We start from the raw sequence: 16,283 nt of genomic DNA, 5'->3' as shown, positions 1-16,283 counted from the left end.
GAACCCTAGAGCGGAGGCCGCCGCAAATGGTGGTCCGTGGCCTGTTGATAGGCGTGGCCCACCGCGAACAGGGTCTCTTCGGCAAAATGAGGCCCGATGATCTGGAGGCCGATGGGCCGCCCGGCCGTGGAGAATCCGGCGGGGATGCTCATGCCCGGCAACCCGGCCAGGTTGGTGGACAGGGTGAACACGTCGCTCAGATACATTTGCAGGGGGTCGTCCACCTTTTGGCCGATATCAAAGGCCGGGGTGGGGGTCACCGGGCCCACGATGGCGTCCACCTTTTCGAACACCGCCTCGAAATCGCAGCGGATGAGGGTGCGCACCTGGCCGGCCTTGCCGTAGTAGGCGTCGTAGTAGCCAGCGCTCAGGGCGTAGGTGCCCAGCATGACCCGGCGGATCACCTCCGGGCCGAAGCCCTGGCTGCGGGTGTCCAGGTACATGTCCATGAGCCCGCCGCCTTGGGCCCGCACGCTCATGCCGTACTTCACCCCGTCGTAGCGGGCCAGGTTGGAGGAGGCCTCGGCCGGGGCGATGATGTAGTACACCGGCAATGCGTAGTCGGTGTGGGGCAGGCTCACCGGCACCAGCTCGGCCCCCAGGCCCTCCAGCTCGGCCATGGCCGCCTTTACCGTGGCCTCCACCTCCGGGTCCAGGCCGGCCACGAAGAACTCCTTGGGCACCCCCAGCTTGAGGCCCTTGACCCCGCGCTGCAGTGAGGCGGCGTAGTCGGGCACCGGGCGGGGGTCGCTGGTGGAGTCGTCCGGGTCGTGCCCGGCGATCACCGAGAGCACCAGGGCCGCGTCGGCCACGCTGCGGGTGATGGGACCCGCCTGGTCCAGGCTGGAGGCAAAGGCCACCAGGCCGAAGCGGCTGACCCGGCCGTAGGTGGGCTTGAGGCCCACCACCCCGCAGTGGCTGGCCGGCTGGCGGATGGAGCCGCCGGTGTCGGTGCCCACCGAGAAGATGCTGCTGCCCGCCGCCACGCTGGCCGCGGTGCCCCCGGAGGAGCCACCGGGGATGGCGGCCAGGTCCCAGGGGTTGTGGCTGGCCTCGAAGCCGGAGTTTTCGGTGGAAGAGCCCATGGCGAACTCGTCCATGTTGTGCTTGCCCAGAAGCACCATGCCCGCCTGCTTGAGCTTGTTCACCAAAAAGGCGTCAAAGGGGGGCACGAAGTTTTGCAGTATCTTGCTGCCGCAAGTGGTGCGCACCCCGGCGGTGCACAGCACGTCCTTGAGCCCGGCGGGCACCCCGCACAGGGGCCCGGCCTGGCCCGCGGCCCGGGCCTGATCCGCTGCCTGGGCCTGCTCCAGGGCGGCCCCGGCGGTTAGCGTAAGGTAGGCCTTGACCCGGGGCTCGGTGTCCTCGATGCGCCTGAGCAAGGCCTGGGTCAGCTCCAGGCTCGATACCTCGCCCTTGCCCAGCATCTCCACCGCCTGGGTGAGAGACAGTTCGTGAAGTTCCACCACGACCTCCCTATATGACCTTGGGCACGATGAAGCTCTGGCCGTCGCTGTCCGGGGCGTTGGCCAAGGCCCGCTCATGGTCCAGGCTTTCTCTGGCCTGGTCCGGGCGCATGGCCCCGCTGAGCTCCAGGGCGTGGTTGGTGGAGGGCACCCCGCTGGTGTCCAGCTCGGCCAGCTTGTCCATGGCCGTGAGGATGTCGTTGAGCTGTTCGGTGAGCTTGGCGCTCATCTCCTCGCTCAGTCTGAGCCGGGCTAGGGCGGCCACGTGGGCCACCTCGGACGTACTGATTTTCATTACCTGTCTCCCAGAAATGGACTTGCTGATTGTTTATCACGCTGGGGCTTTGGGGACAAGGAGGGGGTGGCCTTTGCGGGCCCAAGGCCGGAGCGGGACGGCGTTTTAGGGCAGCTTCCAGTAGTGCTTGGCCGCCTCGCGGGCCTGCTGCACCCAGATTACCGGGTCGGTTTGCGCCGCCTGGGCGATGAGCGCCTCTTCCCGGCGCCCGCCGGCCAGGGCGTCCAGCACCGCCACCACCGAGCGGGCCAATGCCGCCTGGTTGTAGCCGCCCTCCAGGGAGGCCACCACCCGGCCGGGGCAGAACTCCTGGCTGAGTTCGGTGAGACGCTGGGTAAGGGCCGCGAAACCGGCGGCGGTGAGGGTCATGCTGCCCAGGGGGTCTTCGTGGTGGGCGTCGAAACCGGCGGAAACCAGGATGAACTGGGGCTTGAAGCGTTGGGCCACGGGCACCAGCAGGCGATCAAAGGCCTGGAGCACCTCCAGGTCGCCCCGGCCGGGAGGCAGGGGGACGTTGATGGTGTAGCCCTTGGCCGAGCCCTGGCCCACCGCGCCCACCTGACCGGTGCCGGGGTACAGGGGCGATTGGTGGGTGGAAAAATAGAGCACCCGCGATTCGGGGTAGAAGATGTCCTCGGTGCCGTTGCCGTGGTGCACGTCCCAGTCCACCACCAGGATGCGGCTGAGGCCCCGCTTGAGCATGAGGTGGGCGGCGGCGACCGCCACGTTGTTGAACAGGCAAAAGCCCATGGCCCGGGTGGCCGTGGCGTGGTGGCCCGGCGGCCGCACCAGGGCGAAGCCGTGCTCCACCTCGCCGGCCAGGGCCGCGTCGCACAGGTCGATAAGGCTCCCCGCGGCCAACAGGGCCACCTCGCAGGAGCGCGGCGAGCACACCGTGTCCGGGTCCAGGCTGGTGCTGCGCCCGGCGGTGCCCGCCACCCGGCGCAGATGGCTGCCGTGGTGCGCCCGGCCCAGCTCTTCCTCGGTGGCCGCGCGCAGGGGCAGCATCGCCAGGGCCTCGCGGCCTTCCCAGTGGGCGATGGCCTCGTCTATGGCCACCAGGCGTTCAGCCACCTCGCAGTGGTAGGGGCCGGTGTCATGCTCCCGGAAAATCGGATCACGCACCACCCCCACCGCCATGGCTATTTGGTCCCCGGCGGGCTTGGGCTGGGAGATTTGGCCTTTGTGGGCTTGGGAAAGAACAGCACCCGGCCGTCGTACATCACCCCGTTGAGCTCAGTGGGATCCACCTGGTCCAGTTGGGCGAATATCTCGCTGAGGTTGAACACCACCACCTTTTGGCCGGGCTCCAGCAAGTTGATGTCCCTGGTCATCCGGCCGGTGCGCAGGTTGTACACGCCCACCATGTGCTCGGCGAACTTGAGTATCTTGCCCACCCCGGTGGACTGGCCGGTGGCTATGGGCTGGTCGGAGCGCGGCGGCAGCTCCATCCCCCGGCCGGCCAGGTATTCGCGCAGCAGTTGGTAGTGGATGTGCCACAAATTGTCGCCGGGGCGCACTATGTGCACCCCCCAGGCGCTGATCTTGCCGCCTTGCAGGGATTTTTCGCGCACCTCGCCCCGTTGCTCCACCACCATCTTGCGTTCCAGCTCTTCCACGGGGATCTTTTGGTCCCCCACCTGAATCTTCTCGTCGCTGCGGGCCACCGCGTCCACGGACTTGTCCAGGCCGAAGGGCTTTTTGCGCTCCTCTTGCATGCTTTGTTGGCTGCCGTCCACTTTGACGGTGTCGCCCTGCGGGCTGGGGGCGGGAACCCTGGCCTGTTGCTCCGTGGGGGCTTGGGGGGCGGCGGTGGAGGAGGGCTTTTCCTGTTGGGCCTGCTGGCTGGGGGACTCGCCCCAATAAGTCCACAGCGCCGCAACGGCGGCCACGATAACCAGCAGGGCCAAGAGCCACGGCCAGCGCGAACTCCTTCCCCTGCCTGAGCTGCCACCGGGTAAGCTGTTATGGGCAATCATGGAATATCACTCCCGGGGGTTTAAGAGGACGGCCGGACGGCGGATCGCCGGCGGCCGGTGATGCGTCTGAGTCATTTTAGAGGTTGCGCCAGCATAGCTGCAAGTGTCTCTGGTCCATCTTGGGGGAGACCAGGCTGACCACCACCGCCAGGACCAGGGAAACGGGCAGGGCGATGATGTTGGGGTCGGTGAACTGCAACAGCCACCAGCCCGAGCCTTGCACCGCGTTTTGGGCCAAGCTGTCCACCCCGAACACGCTCTTGCACAGGCCGATGGCCGCCGACTCCTTGGTGTGCACGAACAAAAGGAAGAAGAAGCTGGTGGCAAAGCCGCCCACGATGGAGACCACCGCCCCCAGGCGGGTCATGCCCTTCCAGTACAGGCCCAACAGATAGGCGGGCAAAAAGCTGGCCGCGCACAGGCCGAAGAAAAAGGCGGTGGCCAGGGCGATGATGGAGGGCGGCAGCAGCAGGCCCCACACCAGGGTGACCAGGATGGTTATGCCCACTCCCAGGCGGGTCATGCCCAACTCGCCGCGCCCGCCGGAGGACATGCCCTTTTCGTAAAAGTCGCGGCCCAGGCTGGTGCCGCCCACGTGGAACTGGCTGGACAGGGTGCTCATGGCCGCGGCCAGCATGGCCAACAAAAAGAGAATCTCGAACCAGTCGGGCATGACCTTGGTGACGTAGAGGGGAATGATCTTGTCGATGTTGCCTCCGGCCACGGCCACCGAAATCTTGCCCAGGTCGCGGAAGAACACCACGTTGCTGAGCGCGCCCACCACAAAGGCCACCCCGGTCATCAGCACGATGAAGATGCCTCCGTAGAGCACTGCCCGGTTGAGCTGGCGGTCGCTGGCCACGGTCATGTAGCGCACCGCCAACTGGGGCTGGGCCAGGACTCCGATGCCCACGCCGTAGATGATGGTGGTGTAGATCACCAGCCACAGGGGGCTGAAAGGCGTGGCTCCCTGGGTCCAGCCCAGCATGCCCCCGGCCTTGAGGTTGGCGGGCATCTGGGGAGCCAGGTCGGTCAGGGCTTGGTGGGCCTCGGTTACCCCGCCCAGGGTGGAGTAGGTGAAGATGATCAGGATCAGCATCATCACCACCATCAGGCTGCCCTGGAAGGCGTCGGTGTACATCACCGCCTTGAGACCGCCGGTTATAACGTAGACCGCCAGGATGGCCACGAAGCCCAGGAGCACCACGTAGTAGTTGATGCCCAGGCTGACCTCCAGCATGCGGCTGATGCCGATGAGCACCGCCGCGGCGTATACCGGGATGAACAGGAAGATCACCGCCCCGGAAAAGCCCTGGATGAAGCGCGACTGGTAGCGCTGGCCCAAAAGCTCGGGAAAGGTGTGCGAATCCAGGGCCACCCCCATGCGCCGGGTGCGCTTGCCGAAAAACACCATGGCGATGAAGATGCCCACGAAGATGTTTAGGAAGGTGAGCCACAGCAGGGGAAAGCCGAACAGGGCCGCCGCTCCACCGAAACCGATGATGGCCGAGGTGGAGATGAAGGTGGCCCCGTAGCTCATGGCCATCACGTAGGGATTCATTTGGCGTCCGGCCAGCATATAGTCGCTGGCCTGGCGGGTTTCGCGCCACCCCTTGTAACCAAGGTAGAAGACCACGGCCAGGTACACCAACGCCAAAATGATCTTGACGGTCATTCTGCCTCCTCGCCAGCTAGAATAAGGCGCCTTGCGGATCCGGCGGCGCGGCCGGGACTACTTGTCCTCGCTCTCGGGGGCCCATTGGTCCAGATCCCTGAGCTCCTCGCTCAGGGGCCCGCTGTCGTTCCATTTGACGATGCCGTAGATGATGCACAGCACCGATGCGGCTATGCACAACACGTAGGCCAGGGCCAGTTCGGGACTTGCGATGCCTAGCACAGAATTCCTCCGGCTCGGCGGGGGGAGGGAAGCCCCCCGGAATGGCGGCCGCGGGCTAGCTCCGGGTTTTTTTGGGCCCGGCGGGTGATGGGGCGGCCCGCGAACAGCTACAATGTAGTCACACTATACGAAGGCGGGCGGCGCAAAGTCAAGGTGCAAGGCGCCGCCCCCACGGATGCAACACCGGGGGGCCTGCCCCTTGATTATGGCTCCAAACGTGTTACATTGTAGCTACTTGCGGTAGTTTCCCCGCTACCGGGCCTCGGGAAACGCCCCCATCGCCAACCGCCCGCGCCCAGGACAAGGAGTCCAGATGTCCGCCGACTTCGATCGTTTCACCGGTACCGACAAATATATCGTTTCACCGGAACTAAAGGACGTGGTCAACGTTTCCATCGCCCTGGGGCGGCCCTTGCTGGTCAAGGGCGAGCCGGGCACCGGCAAGACCCTGTTGGCCCACAACATCGCCCGGGGCCTGGGCAAGAAGCTTATCGTGTGGAACGTCAAATCCACCACCAAGGCCAAGGACGGGCTTTATGTCTACGACACGGTGCAGCGCCTCAACGACTCGCGCTTCGGCACCGGCGACGTCAGCGACATCAAGAACTACATCCATCTGGGCCAATTGGGCCGGGCCTTTTCCCAGTCCCAGGACGTGGTGCTACTCATCGACGAGGTCGACAAGGCGGACATCGAGTTCCCCAACGACCTGCTCAACGAGCTGGACGAGATGAGCTTCCACATCCCCGAGACCGACGAGACCGTCAGCGCGGCCACCCGGCCCATCGTGGTCATCACCTCCAACTCGGAGAAGGAGCTGCCCGACGCCTTTTTGCGCCGCTGCGTGTTCCACTACATCGAGTTCCCGGAGGAGGAGCTGATGCGCCGCATCGTGGGGGTGCACTTCCCCGAGCTGGCCGAGAAACTCCTGAAAGAGGTGCTCAAGCGCTTCTACTGGCTGCGCCAGATCGAGGGCTTCCGCAAGAAGCCCTCCACCAGCGAGCTCTTGGACTGGATCCAGGCCCTGGTGGCCGGGGGCATGGACCCGGGCCAGGTGGCCAAGGAACTGCCGTTCGCCGGGGCTCTGATCAAAAAGGAGCAGGACCTGGAGGTCTTGGACGCGGCCCTGAGCCGGGCCGGGGGGACGGTGAACCGCATGGGCCTGCGCGGCCGGTTCTAGGGTGGCCCCCGCCCAACTGACCCGCTGCCCCTGGTGCGGCGACGATCCCCTGTACCGGGATTATCACGACCGCGAATGGGGCGTCCCCCTGCACGACGACCGGCGCTTGTTCGAGATGCTCCTGCTGGAAGCCTTCATCGCCGGGCTGAGCTGGTTGACCATCCTGAAGAAGCGGGAAAACTTCCGGGCCGCCTTTGACGGCTTCGACCCGCGCAAGGTGGCGGCCTACGGCCCGGACAAGGTCGCGGAGTTGATGAACGACGCGGGCATCATCCGCAACCGGCGCAAGATCGAGGCGGCCGTAAAGAACGCCCGGGTGGTCTTGGAACTGCAAAAGGAGTTCGGCTCCTTTGACCGCTACCTATGGGGCTGGGTGGAGGGCCAACCGGTGCAGCACGCCTGCGCTGAGCTTAAGGACGTGCCCACCCAGGACGAGACCGCGCGGGCGCTCAGCAAGGACCTCAAGAAGCGGGGCATGGGCTTCGTGGGGCCGGTGACCATCTACTCCTACATGCAGGCGGTGGGACTGATCAACGATCACCTGGTGAGCTGCTTCCGGCACAGCGAGTTGCGCACGGCTCATGGCCAAAGCGGCAGCAACCCAGCCCCAGGCTAAACACCATGTAAGTTAGCTGGTAATGGTGAAATTAGTTTTCAATTTTTCGCAAACGCGATGGCGGGCAGTAACAGATTTGGTTAAGGAGCATGTGTAATAAAGCTTTCTTTTCTTGATTGCTCCAACTACGGGAATATTCCGGGTTGCATTCGAGTTGCTCCTCTAGATAACTATAAACTTTAATATAGTCTTTGTATCCAGTTATCTGAACCATGCAACGTGTGGCCCTCTGGCCTTTGCAAGAAGGGTTGATGTCCAAGTCTAGCTGCTTTAAGTCGTTGGCCCATAAAGTTATTGGATGGTGCGTCAGATTCGTATCCTGCAGGGACAAGTGAGTCAATTTATAGGGATTGTTATCAAGGCATGTGACCATTTTTAAGGATGTAAATCGCAGGCAATCTTGATCGCCAGGGCAAAGCGCAATTTCAGACATTTCTATAAACATGTTATCATTTTTCATGTTTGCCCTGACGTTCAATCCTAAACCGGCGCCGAACACTTTAAATCCCATGCTGGCTTCAGAGCCTATGCTGAGGCTACATTTAATCCTATCCAAGCCAACCAGGAACGCTTGTATTTTATTCTTATCAAATTCACCGTTGAGTTTGTTTTGTAATTTAGAGGCGAGACGCATAAAGAAATCTTCCTGGTTTTCATCGATGGTTGGATCTTTGAATTTAAGCAGATGAATTGAGGGCGCGTCCTCAGATAACAGCATGATATCGCCATCTTTTATTCTCTTTTTAGATATTTTGCCTGCGAGGGCACTGCTGGTTTTTGATAGTTCTTTAGGAACATTTACAATAAAAAACGTTGGGTCTTCCGTCTGGGTAACCGTGGGGTATACTCCATCGGTGCTGTGCACGTCACATATTTTTTGCTTGTTGGTAGCTGTTGATTCTAAGCTGAAAATTGGGACGGGCCTGTTGGTTACCGGTATAAGGACCTTACCCTTGACATCTACAAGTATTCTTCTTAATACGTAACCGGAAGGTCCTTCGTAAGAATTTATAAAGATATAGTCTTCAATCCGCTCGCTGTCGGCATGTTCCAGCTGAAATGTTTTCGACAAATCATAAATACAAATCGTACCAACGGGTAAATATCCGATAACTGGAAATCGATCCTGCTCGCTGTTTTTGACGGTAATTAAAAACGCTCCCTGACTTAAAAAGGCAATCTTGTGGTTGCTGTCTGCTTTGGCGTTGGCGGGTAGAATAATGAGGACAAGAGAAAGGACCAAGGCTGGCAGGTTAGCCCTGACATGAATATACATAATTATCCCCCTACCTTACCTTAGAGGTATATTGCAAAGGGTATCATATCCATTTGGAAATTTGTCAAGTATCATAATTTATTTGGATTTAGGTCGTGTCTATACAGTTGTATAATAATAATCGCAGATGTTTCGATTTTTACCAAATATGGTATGTTTAACGAAACAATCTCTTAATTATCTGGATGTGCGCCAAAGCGATGTTCCTGAACCTGTTTTACTCATTGCGCGCCCTCAAGGTGCCGGTGTCGGTCACCGAGTGGATGACCCTGATGGAGGCCCTGGACAAGGGCCACGCCCAGGGCAGCCTGGTGGATTTCTATAATCTGGCCCGGGCCATCCTCATCAAGTCCGAGGCCTTTTACGATCAATACGACCAGGCCTTTGCCCACGTGTTCAAGGATGCCGAGCTGCCCGACGACATCCGCCAGGAGATTCTGGACTGGCTGGCCGATCCCCTGAACCGCTTGGAGCTGCCCGAGGAGGAGCTGGCCAAGATACGGCAGATGGATCTGGAGGAGTTGCTCAAGGAGCTGGAAAAGCGCCTGCAGGAGCAGGACGAACGCCACGACGGGGGAGGGCGCTGGATCGGCACCGGGGGCACCAGCCCCTTTGGCCACTCCGGGGCCAACCCCGGGGGCATCCGCATCGGCGGGCCGGGCGGCGGAGGCCGGGCGGTGCAGATCGCCGCGGCGCGGCGCTTCAAGAACTACCGCACCGACGTGACCCTGGACGTGCGCCAGGTGAAGATGGCTCTAAAGAAGCTCAGGCAATTCGCCAAGGAGGGGCCGGAAGACTTCCTGGACATCGAGGCCACCATCGACAAGACCTGCAAGGAGGCGGGCGAGATCGAGTTGGTCTTCACCAGGGAGCGCAAGAACAAGGTGCGGGTGCTGTTGCTCATGGACTCCGGCGGCTCCATGAACCCCTACGCCCGTTTGGTGGACCGCCTGTTTTCCGCGGCCCACCAGATGACCCACTTCCGTGACCTGAAGTCCTACTACTTCCACAACTGCATCTACCAGGACATCTTCACCGACATCTACACCTCCGACAGCGAGCCCACCGGCAACCTGATCCGCAACCTGGGGGCCGACTACAAGGTGATAATTGTGGGGGACGCCTTCATGGCCCCTTCGGAGCTGGTGAGCGTGGGCGGGGCCATCGACTACTACTACCACAACGAGATTGCCGGGCTGGATTGGCTGCAGCGCATCGCCGACCATTTCCGCTATTGCGTGTGGCTCAACCCCATGCCAGAACGGGCATGGAGGCACCCCACCATCGCCACCGTCGCCAAGGTCTTCCCCATGTTCCCCCTGACCCTGGACGGCCTGGACGAGGCGGTGCGGGCCCTGATGGTGCGTCACTAAGACCTTTCGGCCTCGGCGATGAGGCGGGCCAAGTGCCGCGAAAAGCGCCTGGCCGACTTGTAGCCCATGTGCACCCCGTCATAAGTGGGGAAGCGGGTCTCATCCACGGCCAGCCAGGTGCCGCCGGCCGAGTCAAAACGCCTGGCCAATTCCGCGAAATCCACTCCGCTTCTAAGGTCCTCCACGCGGCGCATGCTCGCCTCGCCGGGAGGCCGAAATCCAAAGACCGAGATACCCCTGCGCTGAAGACTTTGCACGGAGTCCAAAAACTCTTCCACCATGTCCAAGTCAATGGCCTGGCGTTTATAGACCTGTTCATACCTGTGGGCATAATCGTCAGGATCGCGCCGTCGAGCCAAGGATGCCTCCCAGCCGTTGCAGCAGTAACCGCCCAGGGCTTCGCGGCGCAGGAGGCGCGAAATGTTCCTGCCGGCGGAGCGAGCCAAGGCGATGCCCCAAAGGTTGTCGCGGGCGATTTGCTTTAAAAGCAAGCGATGGTTGGGTGTTGGTTGGGACGACCAGTACAGATAACCAAAGTTTTCATTTGTCCTGGTGCGGCGCATAAAGCCTTGCGGGCTCACGCACAACACCATACTGGGGGCATCGCTTCCCGGATCCAGCAAACGGGAGGCGTGTTCCAAGTAGGCGCTATCCAATGAGCAGGCCACGAAACCGAAGTTGTAGATGCTGCGCCCGGGCATGACCCGGGCCATGTGGCGCGGCGACACCGCCAGGAAGACGCGTGAGCTGCCGGCCAGAACCAAGTCGTGAACGGGAGGTTGGCTGATTTTCAGTTGCCAGAATTGGCTGGTGGATAAAAATGGCATGTTTACAATCACAAGGGTAGGGTCCGGGCCGTGCTGGTCCGGGCCAAAAGGGCCAGAACGTTGGGTAGTGCTGGAGGCAATTGAAACGGCGTAGACCAAACGTAGCTGATATGTCGCGTCAATCGCTTGCTTTTATATTCACCGAGGCCAAGCCACCGGCCAAGCGTGGCTTGGGTTCCCTGAAAACGTGCTTTTGGATATTACCAGAGCAGCCCCCCCTCACCACTTTGGACTGTGACTTCTCACGGCTAGCCTGCGGCGCGGTCCCTGCCGATGCCTCTGCGGAGCGGATCAGGCCGGCAGGGCCTCCGTCTCCGGGGCCTGGGACTCCACGATTTGGTTTTTTCCTCTGTGTTTGGCCTGGTACAGGGCGGCGTCCGCCCGTTTGAGCAATGATTCGGCGTCGTCGTCCTGATGGAGCTGGGCGGTGCCCAGGCTGGCGGTGACCATCTCGCGTGAGTCGCCTTCCGGCAGGAAAAGGCACTGAGCCAAGGCGTGCCGGATGCGTTGGCAGATTTTGCTAACCTCCAAGCTGTCGGCGCCCGGCAGCAAGATGGCGAATTCGTCGCCGCCGTAACGGCACGGGGAATCCAGAGGGCGTACCGAATCGCGCATTAGGCGGCCCAATTCGGCCAGGACCCGGTCACCCTCGGCGTGGCCGAAACTGTCGTTGAAGCGCTTGAAGTCGTCCACATCCAAAATAACCAATCCCAGGGGCTGGCCCATGGTGTGGGCGTGATTGATTTCGCTGGCCATCTTGCTTTTAAAATAGCGTGCATTGTACAAACCGGTGAGCTCGTCGACGGTGCTCAACTGACGGTAGCGGCGTTCTCGCTGGGCCAAAGCCTTGCGTTCGCGCTGCATGAGAGCCACGCGGTCGGCCAGGGCGATGGATAAAAGCACGCTCTCCAGGGTGGCGGCGATGGTGAGCAGCGACCTGGGCAGGGGCACCAAAAATTCCACCCCCATGCTCCAGGCGCCCCAAGCCATGGAGCCCAACAGGAGCACTATCCAGGCCGCCAGGTAGAAACGGGCGGGACGGAAGCCCCGGTACAACACCACGATACCGGCGTAGATTCCGATTATGGGGCCGAGCAGGGCCAGGCTGTGCGCCAGCCAGGTTCCCCACCAAATCATTCCCCCCAGGCTCATCCCCAGCAATATCAGGGCGATCACCTGAAAACCGTTTACCAGGTATCCGGCAAAGGGGGCGTTCTTTCGCAAGTTTAGGAAGGAGCGGCAGAAGCCAGCGCCAAAGAAAAGGACCATGGAGGCGAGGGTCAGGCTGATAGCGGGCGCCAAATGCCAGACGAAGGTGGGCAGGAAAAGGATCTGGCCCTGTAGGCACGTCTGGTGGAAGAGAATGCTGATCAGGTACGCCACGTACCAAAAGTAGGCTTGGTCTCGGGTGGTGATCAATATCATCAGGTTGAGCAACACCATGCCCCCGATGATTCCGTAGAGCAAGCCATAGAAAAAGGTGTCGGTGGCGTTGTTTATCTCAAAGTCTGTCTCGTTCCAGATGCGCAACTCGGTGTTCAGGGAGAGCAGGGATTGCAGACGCAGATAGGCATAGCCGGCGCGGGGGGTGTCCGCCGGGGCCTTGAGGGCAAAGACCCCCTGACGGTTGTCGGCCAGGGGCTGGGACAGCCCGGTGGACTCCCTTAGCCAACCGCCGGAGGGCTTGGGCAGATACAGATCGATGCGGTCCATCCAGGGAGCGCTCACTTCCAGCACCCATTTCCCGGTGGCGGGGGCTTGCTCCAGAGGTATGCGCACCCAGAGGGGGTAGCGGCAAAAGCCAAAGGACATGCGGTTGGCGTGTAAGGTTCTATAGGCGGTGGCGGTCTGGGCGGAGGACGCCTGGGCTATGCCCATTTCGCCGGCGTGATCCTGTAAAACGCTCACCTCGGTGGGCGGATGCAGTTCACGCGGCCCTCTACCCCAAACCAAGGCGAGGCCAAGCAGCAACGCCAGGACGATCGAAAATATAATCAGCGCGCGGCGCATGGCGACCTCGGGGGGCGGGTGGAGACTCCAGTCAAATTGCCCTTCAATATGAAATAGCAGGGTAAATAAATCAACCCGGTTTGTCGCGCTCAATGACTCGAGGTCGTGTTGGATTAGCAAGAGACGCGAGAGAAGCCCTCGGATTCAGCGATCCTGGCGTTTCTCCTATGCATCCTGGCCCAAAAAGGGCCCAGGCCAAATAGCCTGAGCCTTGGAATCTCTTGGCTGATCGGGTCGGACTCGAACCAAGGGCAAGGCTGTGAGGGGCTGCTTCAGGATGTGCCGTACGAGACCATTGAACTCCATTTAACCGATAAGTTGCAGGTCTACTCGACGGCAGGAAGGGCGGCGAGGCCGTATGGCATTCTTCTGGCCAGGCTTTGAGATTGCATGGAGTTAGGGGCGGGCATAGCCTGCCGACTGACGTTTCATAAGATAAAAAAACAAAATCCATGTGGTGGTGCCCGTCAACCCCGTCTACACCAGCCGGGAAATCGCGCACATTCTGGGCGACTCGGGCGCGTGCATGGTTTTGGCGCATCAGGATTGGACGCCCCGGCTGGAGGAGATCGAGCCCGGCGCCATTCAGGTGCGAACCGTCCTCACCCGGCAAGGCGGGCAAAGCCTGGAGCAGGCCCTGGACCGAGCCTGCCCCCAGGCGCCGGAAGCCTGGCGGCCGCCGGAGTTGGACCCGGATGAGCCCGTACTGACCTTTTACACCTCGGGCACCACCGGCAAGCCCAAGGGGGTGATGCTCACCCATCGCAACCTTACCTTTGGCGGACCCAACGTGGCCCAGAACTACGGTCTGCGGGCCGAGGACGTCACCTTGGCCGCCCTGCCCATGGTGCACGTCTTTTGCATCGCCAGCCCCTTCATGGGCGCTTTCAGCTCCGGAGGCGGCGTGGTGGTGATGGAAAGCTTCAAAACCGAGGAGGCGCTGGCGGCCATCGCCCGCCACCGGGTCACCTGGTTCCCGGGAGTGCCCACCATGTTCACCTATCTCCTCAAGGCCCTGGATGAAAGCCGCGCCTACGTGGCGGACCTGACGCGGGCCTTGGATGAAAACCAGGACGAGCGGGTGCGGGCCATGTGCGCCTGGGCCCTGGGGCGCATCGGCGGAGACGCGGCGGCGCGGGCGCTGCGAGAGGCCGCCGGGACGGCCCGGGGGCTGCTGCAAGAAGAGATAGACCTGGCCCTGGAGGATCTGGCCTGAGGCCGCATGGCGCGTGAGGCAAGGCGGTGGAGTGAAAAGAGCGGTTAGCGATCAAACCTTGCGATTGAGGCGACACCGGGACCCGAATTAGTAGATGTATGGTTCACGTTCGGCAGCCTATTAAATGGTGCCGGGCGTAAACCATTGACCCACTTCGAGCACATCAAAAGTTACGTGGCCATGGGCATGGGTGTGTCGGTCATGGATGTGTACACGCTCAACCAATACGACTGTCAGCGCCTCAACATGCACCAACTGCGCGATCTCGACGAGATTCGCACCTATGGCTTGATAACCCACAAAAATGACTATCTGGGCCAGACGATGCTGGCCTTTAGGCGCTCGCTCTATCGGTAGCCGTCAAGGCGGAGACCAGGCCTAGCTTCGCGTTCCGCTCCCCGGGCGGTTCTCCTAGCGCAAGACCAACACCGAGGACTGGCTTTTACCCACCAGGTCGCCCAGCCATTTCTTGGGGAACAAGGTCCGCAGGATGGACTGCTTGCCCCGCCAGAGGACCAGCAGGTCCGGCTTGGCCTCGCCCGCGAACTGAGGCAACAACTCGGCATGATCCTTGAAGCTAGTGCGTACCTGGGTCTGGTTTGAGGCGAAGTAACGGTGCAGGTTGTAGAGTTTTTTGTCGACCTCGATTTCGATCCAGCCTTCCCTGGTCACCCCGTAAAGGTGCAGGGCGGCTCCATGGATGGTGGCGATCAGGTTGATCAATTCCAAGGACCTCTGGGGCACCTCGTGGTTGTCCAGGCACACCACCAGGTTATGGATTTCCAGGTCCTGCTTTACCAGGAGCACGGAGGCCCGGGCGTTCTCGATGATTTTTTGCATGCCGTCCCGCGAGGCGCCGGGCAGGCTTTCACCATGCGGGCCATAACCCAGCACGATGAGGTCGTAGTCCTCGACCGCGTCCTCCTCCAGCACCTGGCCGGCGTCGCCTTTGCGCAGGCGCAACCGTAGGTTTTTGCGGGCTCCCCGCAAAACCTTGAACTCCTCCCAGGCCCCCTTGTCCACCGGCAGCCACTCCAGGGCCTCCTTTTGGGCCAGGTAAGGGTTGTCCTCGGGAGGTCCCTCCTTCAGAAATATTTGCCGGTATACCTGCATGCTTTCCATAAGGCTGCCGCAGGCCGGTGGCAAAGCGCCCGTCGCCTCCGGGCTCTTGCCGCCGTCCTCGTTGCAGTTACCCAAGATGGTCACGTCGGCCCAGGCGTTCAAGGCCAGCTTGGAGGTCTGGGTGGCCGCATAGCTGCTGTGACGCCCCTCGTCCACTGCCAGTAATATTTTCATCTCCCTCTCCTTTTCAATGTGGGTGATGACCGCTCAGCACAGCAGCATGCTGGTGGAGGTATTACCCAACAAGGCGACCCAAGGATGTTCTCGCTGGCTGTCGTGCACCTTGGGAACAACCAGCAAACCGTAGTCATTGGCCAGGGAGGCCATGCTGTCGGGCCGCCCGTCCACAACGGTGCTTTGGCCCGCGTCGAACCCGGCGCCGCGCAGACTTTCCCTGGCCTGATCCAGGCGTTGCCGCAGCAGCTCGTCGCCGGTCGTCTCCGCCGCTTCCGGGAAGCGTATGGCCACCAGGTCCACGCCGAGGTTGGTTCCTTGCATGAGCCTTTCAAAGCATTCGACTTGGCTCGGCTCTCCGTGGTCCAGGCAGATCAAGACCCGCTCAAGAGGAGCCATGGTCAAGGCCAACAGCACCGGGCAATGGATTTTTTGCAAGCTCTCCGAATGCAGGACGCGGTGCAGAAGGCTCTGGCTGGGCGGAGCGGGCAGGCCCTCGACCAGCAGGTCGTAGGGAGCTCGGCCCAGCTCGGCCAGCACATGGCTTTCGCGGTCGCCCACCGCCACGATGGGCGCGTCCTTGGTGGCGCAGTGGGCCAGGTCGTCGCGCAAAAGCTGGGTTATCTCCTGCCGGGCCTGCTCCAACAATTCCTTCTGCCAGGTGAGGCGGGCCCAGCCGGAGCCCACCGCCGGCCCGGCTTCGTCGGGCTCTTTGATATGGAGAACCTGCACCCTGGAATGGATGAGGTCGGCCAGTCTGCAGGCATAGCGCAACGCGATGCTGCTGGGGAGGTCCGCCGCGATGGATACGAGAATATTAGGCATGGCTAGTTCATCCCATGGATAGCGCCG

At 61.5% G+C, this 16,283-nt stretch carries 16 protein-coding genes; 5 read left to right on the top strand and 11 right to left on the bottom strand.

Going from position 1 to position 16,283, the window contains the following annotated elements:
* Window positions 1-5: 5 nt before the first annotated feature.
* The 6 genes from gatA to AACH32_RS11980 form a co-directional block, all read right to left on the bottom strand.
* Complete coding sequence (gene gatA / locus AACH32_RS12005) at window positions 6-1,466, bottom strand: Asp-tRNA(Asn)/Glu-tRNA(Gln) amidotransferase subunit GatA (RefSeq protein ID WP_338599681.1); 1,461 nt, start codon at window positions 1,464-1,466, stop codon at window positions 6-8.
* A 10-nt stretch (window positions 1,467-1,476) separates the two neighbouring features.
* Window positions 1,477-1,761 (bottom strand): Asp-tRNA(Asn)/Glu-tRNA(Gln) amidotransferase subunit GatC, encoded by a 285-nt coding sequence (gatC, locus tag AACH32_RS12000; RefSeq protein WP_338599678.1) that lies wholly within the window; start codon window positions 1,759-1,761, stop codon window positions 1,477-1,479.
* A 105-nt stretch (window positions 1,762-1,866) separates the two neighbouring features.
* A complete protein-coding gene (locus AACH32_RS11995; RefSeq protein ID WP_338599675.1) occupies window positions 1,867-2,901 on the bottom strand; it encodes a histone deacetylase family protein in 1,035 nt (344 codons plus the stop codon).
* A 2-nt stretch (window positions 2,902-2,903) separates the two neighbouring features.
* Complete coding sequence (locus tag AACH32_RS11990; RefSeq protein WP_338599672.1) at window positions 2,904-3,671, bottom strand: hypothetical protein; 768 nt, start codon at window positions 3,669-3,671, stop codon at window positions 2,904-2,906.
* A 145-nt stretch (window positions 3,672-3,816) separates the two neighbouring features.
* The gene (locus AACH32_RS11985) at window positions 3,817-5,415 is read right to left on the bottom strand and encodes a sodium:solute symporter family protein (RefSeq protein WP_338599670.1); all 1,599 of its coding nucleotides are present in this window, start codon (window positions 5,413-5,415) and stop codon (window positions 3,817-3,819) included.
* A gap of 57 nt (window positions 5,416-5,472) precedes the next feature.
* The gene (locus AACH32_RS11980; RefSeq protein ID WP_338599667.1) at window positions 5,473-5,637 is read right to left on the bottom strand and encodes a symporter small accessory protein; all 165 of its coding nucleotides are present in this window, start codon (window positions 5,635-5,637) and stop codon (window positions 5,473-5,475) included.
* 313 nt (window positions 5,638-5,950) lie between these two features.
* On the opposite strand from AACH32_RS11980, the gene AACH32_RS11975 reads away from it, so the two are divergent.
* Together AACH32_RS11975 and AACH32_RS11970 are read left to right on the top strand one after the other, a co-directional pair.
* A complete protein-coding gene (locus AACH32_RS11975) occupies window positions 5,951-6,817 on the top strand; it encodes an AAA family ATPase (protein ID WP_338599663.1) in 867 nt (288 codons plus the stop codon).
* 1 nt (window position 6,818) lies between these two features.
* Window positions 6,819-7,433 carry a DNA-3-methyladenine glycosylase I gene (locus AACH32_RS11970; protein ID WP_338599661.1) on the top strand — a complete coding sequence of 205 codons (615 nt, stop codon included), beginning with the start codon at window positions 6,819-6,821 and terminating at the stop codon, window positions 7,431-7,433.
* A 31-nt stretch (window positions 7,434-7,464) separates the two neighbouring features.
* Here AACH32_RS11970 and AACH32_RS11965 read toward each other — a convergent pair whose 3' ends face one another.
* Window positions 7,465-8,709 carry a hypothetical protein gene (locus AACH32_RS11965; protein WP_338599658.1) on the bottom strand — a complete coding sequence of 415 codons (1,245 nt, stop codon included), beginning with the start codon at window positions 8,707-8,709 and terminating at the stop codon, window positions 7,465-7,467.
* Between the two features lie 200 nt (window positions 8,710-8,909).
* Here AACH32_RS11965 and AACH32_RS11960 point away from each other — a divergent pair, with 200 nt between their 5' ends.
* Entirely contained in the window at window positions 8,910-10,082 is a 1,173-nt protein-coding gene (locus AACH32_RS11960) for a vWA domain-containing protein (RefSeq protein WP_338599655.1), read from the top strand.
* Here AACH32_RS11960 and AACH32_RS11955 read toward each other — a convergent pair.
* Window positions 10,079-10,909 carry a hypothetical protein gene (locus tag AACH32_RS11955; protein WP_338599653.1) on the bottom strand — a complete coding sequence of 277 codons (831 nt, stop codon included), beginning with the start codon at window positions 10,907-10,909 and terminating at the stop codon, window positions 10,079-10,081. The two genes, AACH32_RS11960 and AACH32_RS11955, sit on opposite strands and share 4 nt — an antisense overlap.
* A 291-nt stretch (window positions 10,910-11,200) precedes the next feature.
* Window positions 11,201-12,919, bottom strand: a complete 1,719-nt coding sequence (locus AACH32_RS11950; protein WP_338599651.1) for a sensor domain-containing diguanylate cyclase — start codon at window positions 12,917-12,919, stop codon at window positions 11,201-11,203.
* 454 nt (window positions 12,920-13,373) lie between these two features.
* Between AACH32_RS11950 and AACH32_RS11945 the strand changes: the two genes are divergently transcribed.
* Both AACH32_RS11945 and AACH32_RS11940 read left to right on the top strand, forming a co-directional pair.
* The gene (locus AACH32_RS11945) at window positions 13,374-14,135 is read left to right on the top strand and encodes an AMP-binding protein (protein ID WP_338599648.1); all 762 of its coding nucleotides are present in this window, start codon (window positions 13,374-13,376) and stop codon (window positions 14,133-14,135) included.
* Between the two features lie 144 nt (window positions 14,136-14,279).
* Window positions 14,280-14,492, top strand: a complete 213-nt coding sequence (locus AACH32_RS11940; RefSeq protein WP_338599646.1) for a LysR substrate-binding domain-containing protein — start codon at window positions 14,280-14,282, stop codon at window positions 14,490-14,492.
* Between the two features lie 54 nt (window positions 14,493-14,546).
* Here the strand turns inward: AACH32_RS11940 and AACH32_RS11935 are convergent, their stop codons facing one another.
* Both AACH32_RS11935 and AACH32_RS11930 read right to left on the bottom strand, forming a co-directional pair.
* Window positions 14,547-15,431, bottom strand: a complete 885-nt coding sequence (locus AACH32_RS11935) for a universal stress protein (RefSeq protein WP_338599644.1) — start codon at window positions 15,429-15,431, stop codon at window positions 14,547-14,549.
* 33 nt (window positions 15,432-15,464) lie between these two features.
* Window positions 15,465-16,256 (bottom strand): universal stress protein, encoded by a 792-nt coding sequence (locus tag AACH32_RS11930; protein WP_338599641.1) that lies wholly within the window; start codon window positions 16,254-16,256, stop codon window positions 15,465-15,467.
* Window positions 16,257-16,283 lie beyond the last annotated feature (27 nt).

It is taken from the genome of Desulfoferula mesophila (genome assembly GCF_037076455.1).
Taxonomy (GTDB): Bacteria; Desulfobacterota; Desulfarculia; order Desulfarculales; family Desulfarculaceae; genus Desulfoferula; species Desulfoferula mesophila.
The sequence above is the reverse complement of the archived record's forward strand: the minus strand, read 5'-3'. Positions and strand labels throughout refer to the sequence as shown.

Excerpts from the sequence above, each read along its gene's own strand:
- AACH32_RS11995 (WP_338599675.1), bottom strand. The coding sequence starts at position 2,901 with ATGGCGGTGGGGGTGGTGCGTGATCCGATTTTCCGGGAGCATGACACC.
- AACH32_RS11960 (WP_338599655.1), top strand. The coding sequence starts at position 8,910 with ATGTTCCTGAACCTGTTTTACTCATTGCGCGCCCTCAAGGTGCCGGTG.
- AACH32_RS11950 (WP_338599651.1), bottom strand. The coding sequence starts at position 12,919 with ATGCGCCGCGCGCTGATTATATTTTCGATCGTCCTGGCGTTGCTGCTT.
- AACH32_RS11930 (WP_338599641.1), bottom strand. The coding sequence starts at position 16,256 with ATGCCTAATATTCTCGTATCCATCGCGGCGGACCTCCCCAGCAGCATC.
- AACH32_RS11985 (WP_338599670.1), bottom strand. The coding sequence starts at position 5,415 with ATGACCGTCAAGATCATTTTGGCGTTGGTGTACCTGGCCGTGGTCTTC.
- AACH32_RS11965 (WP_338599658.1), bottom strand. The coding sequence starts at position 8,709 with ATGTATATTCATGTCAGGGCTAACCTGCCAGCCTTGGTCCTTTCTCTT.
- AACH32_RS11975 (WP_338599663.1), top strand. The coding sequence starts at position 5,951 with ATGTCCGCCGACTTCGATCGTTTCACCGGTACCGACAAATATATCGTT.
- AACH32_RS11955 (WP_338599653.1), bottom strand. The coding sequence starts at position 10,909 with ATGCCATTTTTATCCACCAGCCAATTCTGGCAACTGAAAATCAGCCAA.
- gatC (WP_338599678.1), bottom strand. The coding sequence starts at position 1,761 with ATGAAAATCAGTACGTCCGAGGTGGCCCACGTGGCCGCCCTAGCCCGG.
- AACH32_RS11935 (WP_338599644.1), bottom strand. The coding sequence starts at position 15,431 with ATGAAAATATTACTGGCAGTGGACGAGGGGCGTCACAGCAGCTATGCG.